The sequence below is a fragment of the Acinetobacter sp. YQ_14 genome (genome assembly GCF_043102985.1).
Classification (GTDB): Bacteria; Pseudomonadota; Gammaproteobacteria; order Pseudomonadales; family Moraxellaceae; genus Acinetobacter; species Acinetobacter venetianus.
In genome coordinates this window covers 1-14,230 of the sequence record NZ_JBICJJ010000020.1, presented here as the reverse complement: position 1 = coordinate 14,230, position 14,230 = coordinate 1, and the positions used below count along the sequence as shown (strand labels likewise).

The window sequence follows — 14,230 nt, the reverse complement described above, 5'->3', positions numbered from 1 at the left end:
AATGAAAAATAAAAATATTCTCCTTTTGCTTGCAGTCACGTTTGTCGTGGCTGCGGGTTTGGTATTTTTTTTAAAGCCAGACCAAGCAACTAAATCTGTTCAAAATATAATTTCTGATGAAAATCAACCTGAAATCTTGAATACAGATGGTGGGTATCCACGTAAGAATTTGGATATTCCATCTAATGACTTAGCAAAAGCTAAAACTGAAATGGTTTTGTTTCATGAAATTCAAGATGAAGATTTAACAAATAGTGATGCATTACCTTTATCCAAAAGCGGAAAAGGAATGGCGATTGCTTATAATCAAAATATTATTGAAACTAAAAATGTTGGAGATACTGTTAAATTCCAAATGTTAGAGTATGGTATAAATCGAGAGGGCACGATTGTTGAAATTGAAAAAGTAGATAGCGATATTCTGTGTTGGCGAGGGAAATTTAATCAAGGAAGCCCAGAGCGAAATTTTTTTACGATTACTCAAAGTCAAAAAGATCAATATACAATTATTCAAATATATAGTGACAAAGGTAATTACACTGCAGAAATAAAAAATGGACAAGGCGTAGTCCAGAGTATTGATGATGGTGTAGAGGATCATGAGCTACATGATCATTAGACTATGAATATCCTATGCTTAAGTAATTAGTTCTGAATGGAATTTGGTTCTACTTAAAGTAAAGTGCAAGGAAGGCTATATTATCTGAATGGTTTGATTTTTGCCTATACCCATAATTTTAATATTACCTCGGCAAATGGGGATTATCTTCTTTGGGGTTTGAGCCAAGAAACTTTACGTTGTGCAGATGAAATTCTGAAAGGAAAAAAGTTGGTTTTAAGTTAATTGGTCTAAATACGGAGGAATATGATAAATGACAGCGTCATATTTCCTCTCAGTCTTTTTATCTGCAACTGTGGCACCTAAAAACTCTGCCAGTTTCCTACTTGCATAATTATGAATGGCAACGGGATACAAAAAATATTTATGTTGTATTTTTTCAGAAGCCCAGCGGAAAACTTCGTAAATTGATTCTTTGGCAAAACCTTGATTGTGATAGTCTTCTATGATCCAAAGACCTAGCTCTGGTGTGGCTGTTTGGGCGCGATGTACACCAATCAGACCAATAAAAATATGCGTTTCTTTACACCGTAAAACAAAGTGATGATCTGTATTCTCTGATTCGGCTAGCAGCCATTGCTGTCCAATTTGTTCTAATGCTTCAAAATTTTCAGCAGGTTCCCAAGCCATATAGCGAGTTAAGGTTTTGGTAATACAAGGGTATATCTCTACTAGATCATCCATTTGAAATACAAATAGATTGACTCTTGAGCTTTGTAATATTGGTAATGTGTAATTCATTTAATTTCTAAATAGCTCTGCTTGTAAAATAGCTTCGGTATGGCGTTTAAAGTCTGCATCATTTAGACCATTCAGTCCTAATTTATATATACCTTCTAGACCGCAAACAAAAGCAATTAATCGCCAAGCAATGTCTTGGCTATCTGATTCAAAGTTAAATTCACCTTGGTTTTTACCCTCATTAATCATTCGGACAATTGAGCGATGCCAATCTTGCATCGCTAGATTATAGGCATGTTTGATTTCTGAATCTTGATCAATCAGGATTTCAGCTTCATTCCACAGGCGGAGATAGGGCTGAATTTGCTCAATATTTTCGCAACCTAATAAAAGAGAGACACGTTGTAAGTAATTTACAGTATTTACTTGGTCTTCAATTTCATCGAGTTGTTGCATAAGTTTGATAAAAGCTTCTGCTTTAAGGTGAGAATTTGATGCAAAATGATGATGAACTTGTCCTGTGGAGGTTTGTGCTTCGGTTGCAATACGGCGAACAGTCATCGCTGAAAATCCTTCATTTAAAGCAACATGCATCGCTGCTTGTAAAATCATTTCACGGCGTTGTTCTCGATTTAAATAAGCCATTTTTTTGACCAAAACTCGGTTTGTAAAAACAGATACAAATTAACTTATATTTTAAAGTTGGACAAGTGTTCAATTTTGCTTATAATTGCACCAATTTGAACAACTGTCCAGAATTTAGAGGCATTTATGTCACGCAAGTGGTTAATTCTTGCAATCATTGTATTGATCTATCTTCCTGTTTCGATCGATGCAACTATTTTACATGTCGCTACACCTACATTGAGTGAGTCACTTGGACTATCGGCAAATGAGATGTTGTGGATCATTGATATTTATTCACTGGTTATGGCTGGTCTTATTTTGCCAATGGGTGCTTTGGGTGATCGTATCGGTTTTAAACGATTGATGCTTATTGGTGGTCTATTATTTGGTTTAGCGTCTTTAGCTGCTGCATTTTCACCAACAGCTTTGACTTTGATTGCATCAAGGGCATTACTCGCCGTTGGTGCAGCAATGATTTTGCCAGCGACTTTATCCGCTGTACGCAATACTTTTTTAGATGAAAAACAGCGTAACTTTGCTTTGGGTATTTGGGCGACTGTAGGTGGTGGTGGCGCAGCCTTTGGCCCATTGCTTGGTGGTTTTTTACTTGAGCACTTTCATTGGGGCTCAGTTTTTTTGATTAATGTGCCAATTATGCTTGCAGTATTAATCATGACAGCTTTAATAATTCCAAAGCAAACAGGGCAACCCAAGCAAAGCTTGAATTTATTGCAAGCGCTTATTTTAGTTGTGGCTATTCTAAGTATGATTTATGCCATTAAATCAGTGATACACGGCTTTTCAATTTGGTCGGTACTGATTTTTGCTGTGGGTCTGAGTTTGTTGGTTGGGTTTGTACGTAAACAGTTAATTTCTGATGCTCCAATGATCGATATCCAATTGTTTAAGCATCCTGTGATTGCGACAGGCGTCATCATGGCCATTTTATCAATGATGGCTTTGGTTGGGTTTGAGCTATTAATTTCTCAAGAATTACAGTTTGTTTATCAGCTTTCACCACTTGCAGCAGGCGCATTTATCTTGCCATTTATGATCGCCATTAGTTTGGGTGGGCCAATTGCAAGTTTGTTGGTGAATCGCTTTGGTCTACGCTCAGTTGCGTCACTTGGAATGTTAATGAGTGCGATTAGCTTATGGGGATTGGCGCATACAGATTTTATGAGTGCACAAATATCGGCTTGGGCATGGATGGTGATTTTGGGATTAAGTGTGGAAATTGCATTATTGTCGTCTACCTCAGCAATTATGTCTTCTGTACCTCCGAGTAAAGCGACAGCAGCAGGAGCAATCGAAGGAATGGCATATGAATTAGGGGCAGGGCTAGGAATTGCATTTTTCGGTTTGATGCTTTCATGGTTTTATGCCAACTCAATTATTATTCCAAATGAGTTGCCTCATGCATTCATTGAGCAGGTGAGTGGTTCAATCGGAGAGGCGATGCAAGTCGTCAAACAGTTACAGCCTTCGATTGCTGAAACAGTCATTGATGCTGCGAAACAAGCATTCATTCAATCACATCGTTCTGTTCTGAATGTCGCTGCTTTTCTGTTTTTTATATTGTCTATTTTTATTTATTTTGCTTTACCAAAGAAAGTGACTGTTGTTGAAGAATAAAGATTACCCTTAGTTTGGTCATTCAAGCTAAGGGTGTTTCTCACGGAAGATTCAATCCGAATTTCCGCAAAATCTTGCATAACTGAATCATAGGTAGCCCCATCAACGTGGTTTGATCATCACCCTGCATTTTCTCAAATAAGCTAATACCCAAGCTTTCACATTTAAAGCTGCCTGCACAATGCAAGGGGTTGTCTATGTCAATATAGCGTTCGATTTCAGCTAAAGTAAGTTCTCTGAATTTGACTTGATAATGTTCTACGAGCGTTGTTTCAAAGCCAGATTGCAAATGTTGAACACTGAGCGCCGTACTAAAAAAAACAGTTTTCCCTGAGTTTTTTAGTAATTGTTGAATGGCATTCTCAACAGTTAATGGTTTACCAATAAAGTCATAGGGTGCATGTTCACGCCACGCCACTTGATCAGAGCCAATGACAATGGCATTAGGATGCTCTGCGGAAATAACATGAGCTTTCTCATATGCCAATCGTTTAGCTAAATCATCAGCATGTAATTCACCCATTGCAGATTCATCAATATCAGGTGAAATACAACGATAGTCCAAACGTAAACGATCCATCAAATCTTTACGGGTTTGGCTACTAGAAGCCAAGATCAATTCTAATGGCTTCATTAGACTGCATATTCCACAAGAATATTGAGAGGCACATAGTGTAGTACCGCATTATGGCAAGCATTTAGCTTAATTGGAGGAGCATGTCCTGCTTCATATGCTTCAACCCAACGGGTCACACAGATACACCAGAAGTCACCTGGTTTTAGGCCAGGGAAACCTACTTCGGGTAATGGCGTAATTAAGTCATTGCCAACTTTTTGTGAGAAATTAAGAAAATCTGAAGTCATTTGGGCGCACATGGTGTGCTGACCTAGATCAGTAACTGCCGTATGGCAAAAACCGTTACGAAAATACCCAGTGATTGGGTCATAACAACAGCTGGATAAAGGTTCGCCAAGCACATTTAAGCGATTAATTTTAGGATCTGGATGAATAGACATAATAATATATAGATTTAATGACGATGATTATCATAATCAAAAGTGAAGCTTTAGACAGCTTTTCTGCAAAAAAACTCACCTTTATTTCAGAGAATCATTTAAAATTGTGCCGTTTTTAAAATCAACTAGAGAGCCATCCATGAATTTTCAGCGCATGACTGACCTTGATTTAGCAGGTAAACGTGTTCTTATTCGTGAAGACTTAAACGTTCCTGTAAAAAATGGGGAAATTACTAGCGATGCACGTTTACGTGCTGCATTGCCAACCATTAAAGCTGCTTTAGAAAAAGGCGCAGCAGTTATGGTGTTTTCTCATCTTGGTCGTCCTGTAGAGGGTGAGCCAAAACCAGAACAATCACTTGCTCCTGTAGCAGCGTATTTAACAAAAGCTTTAGGCCAAGAAGTAAAATTATTTACTGATTATTTAGATGGTGTTGAAGTCGAAGCAGGTCAAGTTGTATTGCTTGAAAACGTTCGTTTCAATCATGGCGAAAAGAAAAATAACGAAGAGCTTGCTAAAAAATATGCAGCACTTTGTGACGTATTCGTTATGGATGCATTTGGTACAGCACACCGTGCAGAAGCTTCAACTGAAGGTGCAGCACGCTTTGCTCAAGTTGCTGCGGCGGGTCCTTTGTTGGCAGCTGAATTGGATGCTTTAGGTCGTGCAATGCAAACACCTGAAAAGCCAATGGTTGCAATTGTTGCGGGTTCTAAAGTTTCAACCAAACTCGATGTACTGAATTCACTTTCTACAATCTGTGATCAATTGATCGTCGGTGGTGGTATTGCAAACACATTCTTAGCTGCAGCTGGTTTCAATGTGGGTAAATCACTTTACGAAGCTGATTTAGTTGAAACAGCAAAACAAATTGCTGCAAAAGTAAGTGTGCCATTACCAACTGATGTCGTGGTTGCTGATGCAACTCAAATTGACTTCAGTGACTTTTTGGGTTCTTTAGCAAATGCTCAAGCAGTTGTTAAGAAAGTAGAAGATGTTGCAGATACTGATATGATTTTAGATGTTGGCCCTGAAACTGCTAAAGCTTTTGCTGAGATCTTAAAAACTTCAAAAACAATTCTTTGGAATGGCCCAGTAGGTGTATTTGAAGTTGATCAATTTGGTGAAGGGACGAAAGCACTTTCATTGGCGATTGCTGAATCAGCTGGTTTCTCAATTGCAGGTGGTGGCGATACGCTTGCTGCGATTGATAAATATGAAGTTGCTGATCAAATTGGTTATATCTCAACAGGTGGTGGTGCTTTCTTAGAATTTGTAGAAGGCAAAACTTTACCTGCTGTTGCTGTTTTACTCGAACGTGCTTAATTGCGTTAATTGATTGATTTACAATAAAAGATAGAGCTAAAGAGCTGATGTAAATCGGCTCTTTTACTTTTGCATTACAAAGTAGTCATAAAATTGTCATATATTTGCAATATGATTGTCATCAACTTAACCAAGTAACTGTGGAAAGCCGTGATGAAATTTAAATTAACTCTTGCCGCTTTAATCATTGCACCAATCATGTTAACTGCATGTGCAAAAAAAGAAGAAGCGAATAACGCTGAACAGCAAGAACAAGCAGCTTCAACTGTAGCAACACAGACTACTCCAGAACAACAAGCTGCGATCGCTGCGATCGATAAACCGAATTTAGATGAAAAGAATACTGATGTTGTAGAAAGTGCAGCATCAGAAGTAGCAGCGAGCGAAGCTCAGTAAGCTGTTCTGAAATAAAAAAAGCCGATGTGATCACATCGGCTTTTTTTATTTAAGCATTTGGTTTGCAGTAGAATGTTAGGGTAGTTTGATAATCATCATCTTTAGCCAAAGACGCATTTTTACCAGTCAATGTCCCAATGACACCTGCGGCGGCTTCAACCATTTTTCCAGTTTGCTCATCGACTACACCATTTAGTACACCTTGATAAGTCGTTTTCTCATCAACGACGACAGGTGACGTATTTTTAGTACACGTTTTTTGCGCTGCACTTACTGCGTTATTTTTTGAAATGAGATTGGTTTTGCCAATTCCAGTCACTTCATATTGATTATTTTCTTTTTGAATCGCGATGGTGTTGGTTGGTGTAGATGCGCATGCCGTTAATCCAAGTGCTAAGCCACCTAATACACTCATCATCAAAGTTTTTTTCATTGCTTTTTCTCTAGTTACTACATAATTATTTTATTTGAACACACAACTTTTGATTGCTTTAGCTGATTATGTACAGTTTATGCTGAGGGTCTGTTAAATTTTTAAAATTGATCGTGAAGCGCGTAGGGGATCAGTAGTGGAGATTAGATATATTATGCTAATCTAGCGAAATCCTTGTGTTAGTTAGATTCATGTCAATGACGGACTCAAATATAGAGACAATTCATCAAAATATCCATCAACGTCAATCTATTGGTCAACTCGTTGAGCCAGCTCCAAATTCAGAACAACTCGAAAAAGCTGTCCAAGCTGCATTAACTGCACCAGACCACCATCGTTTGAAACCAACTCGTTTTGTGATTATTACTCCAGAGCAAAGGGCTGCATTTGGTGAGCAGTTAGCCAATGCTTTAGCTGATTTAGGTGAGACAGATTCATCTCAGTTGGACAGGGTAAAACAACATCCGTTCCGTGCTCCGATGTTAGTACTCGCTTTAACTACGATACAAGATCATCCTAAAGTTCCTCATTTTGAACAGATTCTTAGTACAGGTGCTGCGATTCAAAACTTCTTGCTTTCTTTACAAGCGCAAGGTTTTGCAAGTATGTGGCGTTCTGGAGCAGTGGTTGAATCAAACTGGTTAAAACAGCAACTTGGCTTAAAAGAGCAAGATCTCATTTCAGGCATTATTTATGTTGGAACGGCAGCAAAAGCAATTCCACCACGCGCTGAAATTGATAGCCAAGTATTCATGAAAACATGGCAAGCGACTTAAAATTTATTTTAGATTTAAAAATAGAGTTTCAGGATAAAAAATGACAGAGTTAAAATTTAGTGATTTAGTTGAGCCTGTTGCGGTCGATCAAAAAACAGCATTAAGAATCACCGTGTTGGGTGGCGGCAGTTTTGGTACTGCTATGGCAAATTTAGCAGTACGTAATGGTTGCGATACCATGATTTGGATTCGTGATGCTGCTGCGGCTGAAGAGATCAATCAAACGCATATCAATAAACGTTATTTACCTGATTATCCATTAGAGCCTGCATTACGTGCAGTTGCCGACTTAGAGCTTGCAGTAAGAGATCGCGACATTATTCTTGTTGCAATTCCGAGTCATTCATTCCGTGATGTATTAAAACAAATTGCGCCGTTTATTACCTCGCAAGCTGTAGTTTCACTCACGAAAGGGATTGAAGCAAAAACTTTTAGCTTCATGAGCGATATTATTCGTGAAGAATTACCTGAAGTCCCTTATGGGGTTTTGTCAGGTCCAAATTTGGCAAAAGAAATTATGGCAGGTATGCCATCAGGTACAGTGATTGCGAGTGAATCTGAATTGGTTCGCTATGCTGTGCAGCATGCATTGCACAGTGCTTTATTCCGTGTGTTTGGTAGTGATGACGTACATGGTGTAGAGCTTGGTGGTGCGTTAAAGAATATTTATGCCGTGGCGATGGGAATGGGTGCGGCATATAACATTGGTGAAAATACCAAGAGTATGATTTTGACCCGTGCTTTGGCTGAAATGAGTCGTTTTGCGGTTAAGCAAGGTGCTAATCCATTAACTTTCTTGGGATTGTCAGGTGTTGGTGATTTATTTGCAACGTGTAATAGTCCACTAAGCCGAAATTATCAAATTGGTTTTGCTTTAGGTTCAGGTAAAACATTGGATGACGCAACCAAAGCTTTAGGACAAACGGCTGAGGGGATCAATACAATTGTTCAAGTTCGTGCTAAAGCGGAAGAACTTGATCTGTATATGCCAATTACTAATGCTTTATATGAAGTTATTTTTGAAAATGCGCCACCGATGACGATCGCTTTATCTTTGATGAAAAATGGTCATCGCAGTGATGTCGAGTTCGTACTACCACATCATGAAGTGTAGGGTGGCTTTTAGGTCTTTCAGCAAACAAAGATACTGGCACCAATTAAATATCTTTTAATTGGTATTATCTCAATCTTTTAAGCTAAGGCTGGGATAAAAAATAGATATATTGGCCCTTTTTAGAAAGGGCCTGGTAAAGTGATGATAGATTTATCAAATTGTCATCAATCATAGTTAAAATATAGAGATAAGAAATAAGGTATTTTTATGCAACTCACTTTAGTTCGTCACGGTGAAGCTTCTCCAGCTATTGATGGTGATGATATCAAGCGTCCATTAACACCGCGTGGACATCAGCAAGCTGATCAAACAGGACATTTTCTAAAAGATGTCATTCGACCTGAGATTTTTATTGTAAGTCCTTTATTGCGTGCTCAAGAAACATTGTCACATATCAAGGCACACTTTGAAGGTATTCCTGTTTTAATCTGCGATAAAATTAAACCTGATGATGATGCTAAAGATGCGATAGAATGGTTGTCAAAACTACCATATGAATCTATTGCAGTTGTATGTCATATGAATGTCGTAGCGCATATTGCAGAACAATTAACACATGAAAGTTTTAATCCATTTGCATTAGCCGAAGCGCGTATTTATGATCAGACTGTGATTGCAAATGGCTTATCGACACAAAAGAAACGTTTTACGCCAACAATATAAATTTTATCTATCCTAAGCGGATAAAAGGGTAATTAAAACCGATGCTGTATATATGGATGCCCGAAACCAATGGAACATGGTATTGGTCGGCAGGGGAAAATTGGTTAGTCGCTGAAAGTCTTGAACAACTCATTCAGGATCTACAAGAGCATCAAGGGAAAGAGACGACAGTTTTTTTCCCGAGTCGAAATGCTCAAATCTTGCAACAAACAATGACGAAAGCACATTACAAACAGTTGGGGCAAGAAGGAATAAAATACCTCCTTGAAGAGTTTGTAACTTTACCTATTGATCAAATGAAAGTCGTTCATCATTTTCAAAATGATCAACTTAATATTTTAGGTGTAGCACAATCATCCATTGAAACTTGGCAGCATGCATTAAGTTTATTACCTATTCAAATTGTTGCTTTTTTACCTGACTTTTTGATGTTACCTGAACCAGAACAAGCCGAAGTTGTGATCACAAATATTTACGATCATTTGCTTGTTCGAGAAAATCTTTGGTCTGGTAACTCTGTTGATGACTTAGGTCTATTTCTTGAGTTTCAAACACCAGAAACTCAATACAAGTTTGCTAATCTCAATATTCAACAATTAGATAGTTTGGCAACTGCTTCGAGTAAAGATCAGCGCAGTGAGTTTAGTTACCAATTTCAGCAGTTACAACGACCTAGACAGCATCCGTTTAATGTTCTTCCAAAAGCAAAAAATGCTGATGTGCAATGGTCTGGTTACTGGAAAGCTGCTGCAATCGTTTTTATCGCCGTAATTTTCGTTCAGTTGACTTATGATGGTTTACGCTGGGCTAAGCTCAAAAAGGTGGCGGATCAAACAGCAGCCCAAGCGATTGATCAATATAAATATTGGTTTGGTGAAAACAGTCGTGTAACTGAACAAAATATAAAAAGTCAGTTTGAAAGCCAGCTCAGAATGAGCCAGTTAGGTGATACGCAAGCATTGTCACTGTTGAGTCGTGTTGGTCCTATTCTAATGCAAAAACAAATCCTTGCTCAGCAAGTGAATTACGATGCATCTGAATTGACGATGTCATTGAAAGCCAAATCATCGGATGATTTACAAGCATTAACTCAACAGTTGAATCAACAAGGATTTCAGGCTGAATTAGGTAACGTGCAAGCCGATACAGTAGGTGCAATCGGGGTGGTAAAAGTAAAATAATGAAAGCATTTACAGGAATAAAAAACCTTTTTGATCAAAAGGTTGAAGCAGTCAGTCAGTATTTACAGAGCTTGTCTGTTCGTGAACGTGTTATGGTGGTTTTCACTGCAATATTTTTAACAGTTGTGATTATCGGTTCTGCACTTTGGAAAATGCATTCTTTAGCAGATCAGCAACAGACACGTTTAAATGAACTTAAAGATTTAACGGTTTGGATGCAGAGTAATGCTGCAACGATGAAGCCTGCGAATGATCTTGATCTTACACCAGCAGATAAAATTCAACGGACTGCTCAACAGCAGGGGCTAGCAGTTTCATCACAACAAAGTGGTGAGCAAATCCAAATCGTCGCAGAACATCAAAATTATGCTGTGCTTGCTAATTTTTTAATGCAATTGTCTCAGATGGGATTAAGTATTCAAAAAATGGAAATGGTTTCTAATAATAATCAAATTAAATTATCAGCGACTGTTGAATAATTTAATTTTCAGAAGCCTTTGAAATATATTTAATTGAGGTGTTATTTAGTAATAAATGCACCTTTATTTATTTTAAAAATTAAGTGAATTTTATTTAATAAAGATTGTATTTATTTTAAAAAAGGCCAAGAGAATATGCAATTTTAATGGCTTTAGAGCGACTATCGACTGAAAGTTTGCTGTAAATATTGCGTAAATGTGCTTCTATGGTATACCGTGATAAGCCTAATTCATTTGCAATATCTTGATTGTTAAACCCTTGAGTCACAAATTCTAAAATTTCTAACTCTCTTGTAGATAGGTTTTCAGGAGAATGTTCAAGCTTAATTGGCTGTCTTAGTCTTGCTGATAAAATGATACGCACTAAAAATGGATCAATAGGAATTCCACCTTGTAAAATTTGTTTGATTGACATTGAAACTTCAACATCATTTCTTTCTTTTAATAAATAACCAGTTGCTCCTGCATGAATTGCAGTTAAGACGGCTTCTTTTGTATCCCATTCAGAGATAACCAATATTAAAGTATTCGAATTCTGTTGTTTCAGGGTTTGAATAAGCTTAGTTCCATTTCCATCAGGTAGGTTTAAATTAACTAAGGCAAAAGCAACGCTGTTTTCTTTAACAATAGAAAGAGCATCTTGGAGGGTATTTGAAATGATTAAATCACCATTTTTATAATTTAATTTAATTAATAAGTTTGTTAACCTATTTTGAAGTTTTTGGTCTTCTTCTGCAATTAACACGGGTTTAGGCAAGATGGTGCTCAAGATATTTTTATCAAATAAATCTTGCCTTTCCTGTAGTTGCTCAACCATGATTTTATTCTATTGTTATCTGTATTTAATTATTATAAACATATGGTGTTTATTTTCTATATCTTTGTTAAATAATTTTAATAATATTGGATCTTAATTTTATTTGTTAGTTTGTTTTAATATGCTTTTTAATAATTGTTTATGTGGTGATAATGAGTTTCTATTTAAATTATTATCAATAAATAGAAACCCATTTATAAATTAAGAACGAGAAGGGTAAATACCTTGCAAACTAATAATGTAATAAAGCACAAGATAAGGGTTTGTGATATCGACAGGAATACTGCCACCTGCAATTGATGTATTTTGTTGAGGTAATGGTATGTTCGCAGGCGAACTTACAGGCTTCATATTCATCAATTGGCTTGGATTTTGAGTAAAAGTATCAAAAATACCGCCTGTAGTTGGATCATTTGCATTTGCCCACACGGCATTTGTTGGATCACTTGTATTTCCTCCACCGTTACTTGCTTGCAATGTTAAAGAGATTGCAGTTGAAACGGTTTCAGCAGGAACAATGTGATTATGTGCAGGCAAGTTGGCAACGGTTAAGGTCGTACTGTTATGACCAGCACTTTGACCCAATTGATTGGTATTATTGTGCCCCATTGCAAAACGACCACCTAAATTTGGAAGAGCAAAAGTAGTTCGACCATCACCACCATAAGTTGTGCCTAACAAGCTGAACAAAGCTTGGTATTGGGCTATTGATAGTAACTGCCCATTACATGCTGCCCATCCCTGAGGGACAAAAGTATATGGAACAAGAATAATTTCCCCTAAATATGGATCTGCGCTCATAATTTTTACCTATTATTTTCTTGAAAAGTTGTTGATGTTTATGTGCCATTTAATTAAAGGAAATTTGTTTTTGTCTGAATATCCCCAAAACATCGTATTTTTCTTGAAGACCTCTTAATTTTTTATTAATTGATTTACGATGGCTATAGATTGTTTCAACTGTTAAATTTAATTCCTCAGCAATATCTTCACTACAAAGATCTTGGGTCAGTAATTCAATAATTGTACTTTCTCTAGGAGTAAGTAAGTTTAGAAGTTCTAAATAATAAGGTGAAAATTGAATCAGGCTAGCACGATGATGGATTTTAAGTTTTTGGTAAATTCTTTCTTGATGTGTTGTAACAGTTCGATCACTAATACATAGTTTTGCGGCAATTTCTTTAATTCTAAAACCATGAGCTAACATTTAAAAAAATTTCATGTTCTCTATGACTTAATAAGGTGGTGTTGTTCATATTATTCCTTTCTAGAAAAATCGTTGTTGTTTGCAGCACGGTTATTAAAAAGTAAATGTCTAAGTTGCACATCATTGAAATTTGTTATTTAAAAAAATTAAATTTATACCAAATTTCAATGATTCATTGTTTTAGAAAATATTCTCTAATTTATGTATTTATACTCACAAAAGTAGGGAATAACATGAACCATATCTTTAAAAAAATTTGGAGCAAAGCTCAAGGGTGCATCATTGTCGTATCAGAAAATGCTAAAGGTGCGGGAAAGACCAATAAGTCGATATCTGTTTCGGAATCATTAGATAATATTAAAAACATCAAAAAATTAAATAATTTCACCCTGACTTTGAAGCCAATCACGATGGCTATAAGTTTAATTTTTACAACGATATATTCGCAACAAACATTTGCTGAACAGGTAATTACTTGTGGTGCTCAAGGGGCAAATACCAATCCGAGTATCGCAACAGCTGGACTAAATAACTCAATTATTTCACAGCAGTATTGGGGAACGCTGTATTGTTTAAACCAGCCATCTGGAACACTCGTTTCTGATAATAAGTTATTAAATGACGATATGAATGTAACGATTAGCACAGACACTTTAAAGGTGGGGACTGGAGGGATAACGTCTAAAGGTGCACTTGGAAATGATATCGGCAGTGGTGAAATCTCCTTTAACAGTAATAAGATTACCAATCTTGCAAATGGTACTTCTACAAATGATGCAGTGAATTATGGGCAGTTAAACTCTCTGGCCGCAGCTTTAGGCGGTGGGGCTGGTTTTACAAATGGTTTTTTTGGTAATCCCACATATACGATTCAAGGATCTAACTATAATAATGTAGGCAGTGCGTTTAGTGCCGTAAATACTAAATTGACAAGTTTACAGAGCCAAATTGACAGTTTACCTACTGGCGCTGGTGCAGATGGTAAAAGTGCTTATGAAATAGCGCAAGATAATGGATTCACTGGCAATGAGACACAATGGCTGGCATCTCTAAAAGGTGATAAGGGTGATAAAGGCGACAAGGGTGATGTAGGCGCGACAGGTGCTCAAGGTGATAAGGGAGACAAAGGAGACACTGGGGCGACAGGTGCCCAAGGTGATAAGGGCGATAAAGGTGACACTGGAGCGACAGGCGCAACGGGCGCGCAAGGTGACAAGGGTGATAAAGGCGACAAGGGTGATGTAGGCGCGACAGGTGC

General features: G+C 37.3%; 18 protein-coding genes. 10 read left to right on the top strand and 8 right to left on the bottom strand.

Annotation, left to right across the window (positions count from 1 at the left end):
• The first annotated feature begins 1 nt into the window (after position 1).
• Entirely contained in the window at positions 2–619 is a 618-nt protein-coding gene (cpaB, locus tag ACF8D3_RS09965) for a metalloprotease secretion chaperone CpaB (protein WP_392471318.1), read from the top strand.
• A 216-nt stretch (positions 620–835) separates the two neighbouring features.
• On the opposite strand, the gene ACF8D3_RS09960 is transcribed toward cpaB, so the two are convergent.
• On the bottom strand, positions 836–1,360 hold the full coding sequence (locus ACF8D3_RS09960; protein ID WP_392471316.1) for a GNAT family N-acetyltransferase: 525 nt from the start codon (positions 1,358–1,360) through the stop codon (positions 836–838).
• A complete protein-coding gene (locus ACF8D3_RS09955) occupies positions 1,361–1,945 on the bottom strand; it encodes a TetR family transcriptional regulator (RefSeq protein WP_004878778.1) in 585 nt (194 codons plus the stop codon).
• A 126-nt stretch (positions 1,946–2,071) separates the two neighbouring features.
• Here ACF8D3_RS09955 and ACF8D3_RS09950 point away from each other — a divergent pair, with 126 nt between their 5' ends.
• Complete coding sequence (locus ACF8D3_RS09950) at positions 2,072–3,562, top strand: MFS transporter (RefSeq protein ID WP_392471313.1); 1,491 nt, start codon at positions 2,072–2,074, stop codon at positions 3,560–3,562.
• Positions 3,563–3,602: 40 nt separating this feature from the next.
• Here ACF8D3_RS09950 and ACF8D3_RS09945 read toward each other — a convergent pair whose 3' ends face one another.
• Both ACF8D3_RS09945 and ACF8D3_RS09940 read right to left on the bottom strand, forming a co-directional pair.
• A complete protein-coding gene (locus ACF8D3_RS09945) occupies positions 3,603–4,196 on the bottom strand; it encodes a Maf family protein (protein ID WP_392471311.1) in 594 nt (197 codons plus the stop codon).
• Entirely contained in the window at positions 4,196–4,579 is a 384-nt protein-coding gene (locus ACF8D3_RS09940) for a DUF2237 family protein (RefSeq protein WP_004878785.1), read from the bottom strand. The genes ACF8D3_RS09945 and ACF8D3_RS09940 overlap by 1 nt, the downstream gene beginning before the upstream one ends.
• A gap of 139 nt (positions 4,580–4,718) precedes the next feature.
• Between ACF8D3_RS09940 and ACF8D3_RS09935 the strand changes: the two genes are divergently transcribed.
• On the top strand, positions 4,719–5,906 hold the full coding sequence (locus ACF8D3_RS09935) for a phosphoglycerate kinase (RefSeq protein WP_007480262.1): 1,188 nt from the start codon (positions 4,719–4,721) through the stop codon (positions 5,904–5,906).
• A gap of 153 nt (positions 5,907–6,059) precedes the next feature.
• Positions 6,060–6,302: a hypothetical protein gene (locus ACF8D3_RS09930; RefSeq protein WP_392471308.1), complete on the top strand. Its 243-nt coding sequence runs from the start codon at positions 6,060–6,062 to the stop codon at positions 6,300–6,302.
• A 49-nt stretch (positions 6,303–6,351) separates the two neighbouring features.
• Here ACF8D3_RS09930 and ACF8D3_RS09925 read toward each other — a convergent pair whose 3' ends face one another.
• Positions 6,352–6,735 (bottom strand): hypothetical protein, encoded by a 384-nt coding sequence (locus tag ACF8D3_RS09925; RefSeq protein WP_392471306.1) that lies wholly within the window; start codon positions 6,733–6,735, stop codon positions 6,352–6,354.
• A 197-nt stretch (positions 6,736–6,932) separates the two neighbouring features.
• Here ACF8D3_RS09925 and ACF8D3_RS09920 point away from each other — a divergent pair, with 197 nt between their 5' ends.
• The 5 genes from ACF8D3_RS09920 (at position 6,933) to gspM (ending at position 10,948) form a co-directional block, all read left to right on the top strand.
• Positions 6,933–7,511, top strand: coding sequence for a nitroreductase (locus ACF8D3_RS09920; protein WP_007480264.1), 579 nt, complete (start codon positions 6,933–6,935; stop codon positions 7,509–7,511).
• Positions 7,512–7,551: 40 nt separating this feature from the next.
• The gene (locus tag ACF8D3_RS09915) at positions 7,552–8,625 is read left to right on the top strand and encodes an NAD(P)H-dependent glycerol-3-phosphate dehydrogenase (RefSeq protein ID WP_392471304.1); all 1,074 of its coding nucleotides are present in this window, start codon (positions 7,552–7,554) and stop codon (positions 8,623–8,625) included.
• A 207-nt stretch (positions 8,626–8,832) separates the two neighbouring features.
• On the top strand, positions 8,833–9,288 hold the full coding sequence (locus ACF8D3_RS09910; RefSeq protein WP_004878795.1) for a histidine phosphatase family protein: 456 nt from the start codon (positions 8,833–8,835) through the stop codon (positions 9,286–9,288).
• A 41-nt stretch (positions 9,289–9,329) separates the two neighbouring features.
• Positions 9,330–10,469: a type II secretion system protein GspL gene (gene gspL / locus ACF8D3_RS09905; RefSeq protein WP_392471302.1), complete on the top strand. Its 1,140-nt coding sequence runs from the start codon at positions 9,330–9,332 to the stop codon at positions 10,467–10,469.
• A complete protein-coding gene (gene gspM, locus ACF8D3_RS09900) occupies positions 10,469–10,948 on the top strand; it encodes a type II secretion system protein GspM (protein WP_004878798.1) in 480 nt (159 codons plus the stop codon). The genes gspL and gspM overlap by 1 nt, the downstream gene beginning before the upstream one ends.
• A gap of 115 nt (positions 10,949–11,063) precedes the next feature.
• Here gspM and ACF8D3_RS09895 read toward each other — a convergent pair whose 3' ends face one another.
• The 3 genes from ACF8D3_RS09895 to ACF8D3_RS09885 all read right to left on the bottom strand — a co-directional run bounded on the left by ACF8D3_RS09895 (position 11,064) and on the right by ACF8D3_RS09885 (position 12,972).
• On the bottom strand, positions 11,064–11,765 hold the full coding sequence (locus ACF8D3_RS09895) for a LuxR C-terminal-related transcriptional regulator (protein ID WP_392471299.1): 702 nt from the start codon (positions 11,763–11,765) through the stop codon (positions 11,064–11,066).
• A 201-nt stretch (positions 11,766–11,966) separates the two neighbouring features.
• On the bottom strand, positions 11,967–12,566 hold the full coding sequence (locus ACF8D3_RS09890; RefSeq protein ID WP_392471297.1) for a phage tail protein: 600 nt from the start codon (positions 12,564–12,566) through the stop codon (positions 11,967–11,969).
• Between the two features lie 49 nt (positions 12,567–12,615).
• Positions 12,616–12,972: a LuxR C-terminal-related transcriptional regulator gene (locus ACF8D3_RS09885; protein ID WP_004878803.1), complete on the bottom strand. Its 357-nt coding sequence runs from the start codon at positions 12,970–12,972 to the stop codon at positions 12,616–12,618.
• Between the two features lie 233 nt (positions 12,973–13,205).
• Here ACF8D3_RS09885 and ACF8D3_RS09880 point away from each other — a divergent pair.
• Positions 13,206–14,230: ESPR domain-containing protein (locus tag ACF8D3_RS09880; protein WP_392471294.1), on the top strand; the 1,025-nt coding region annotated here is incomplete at its 3' end.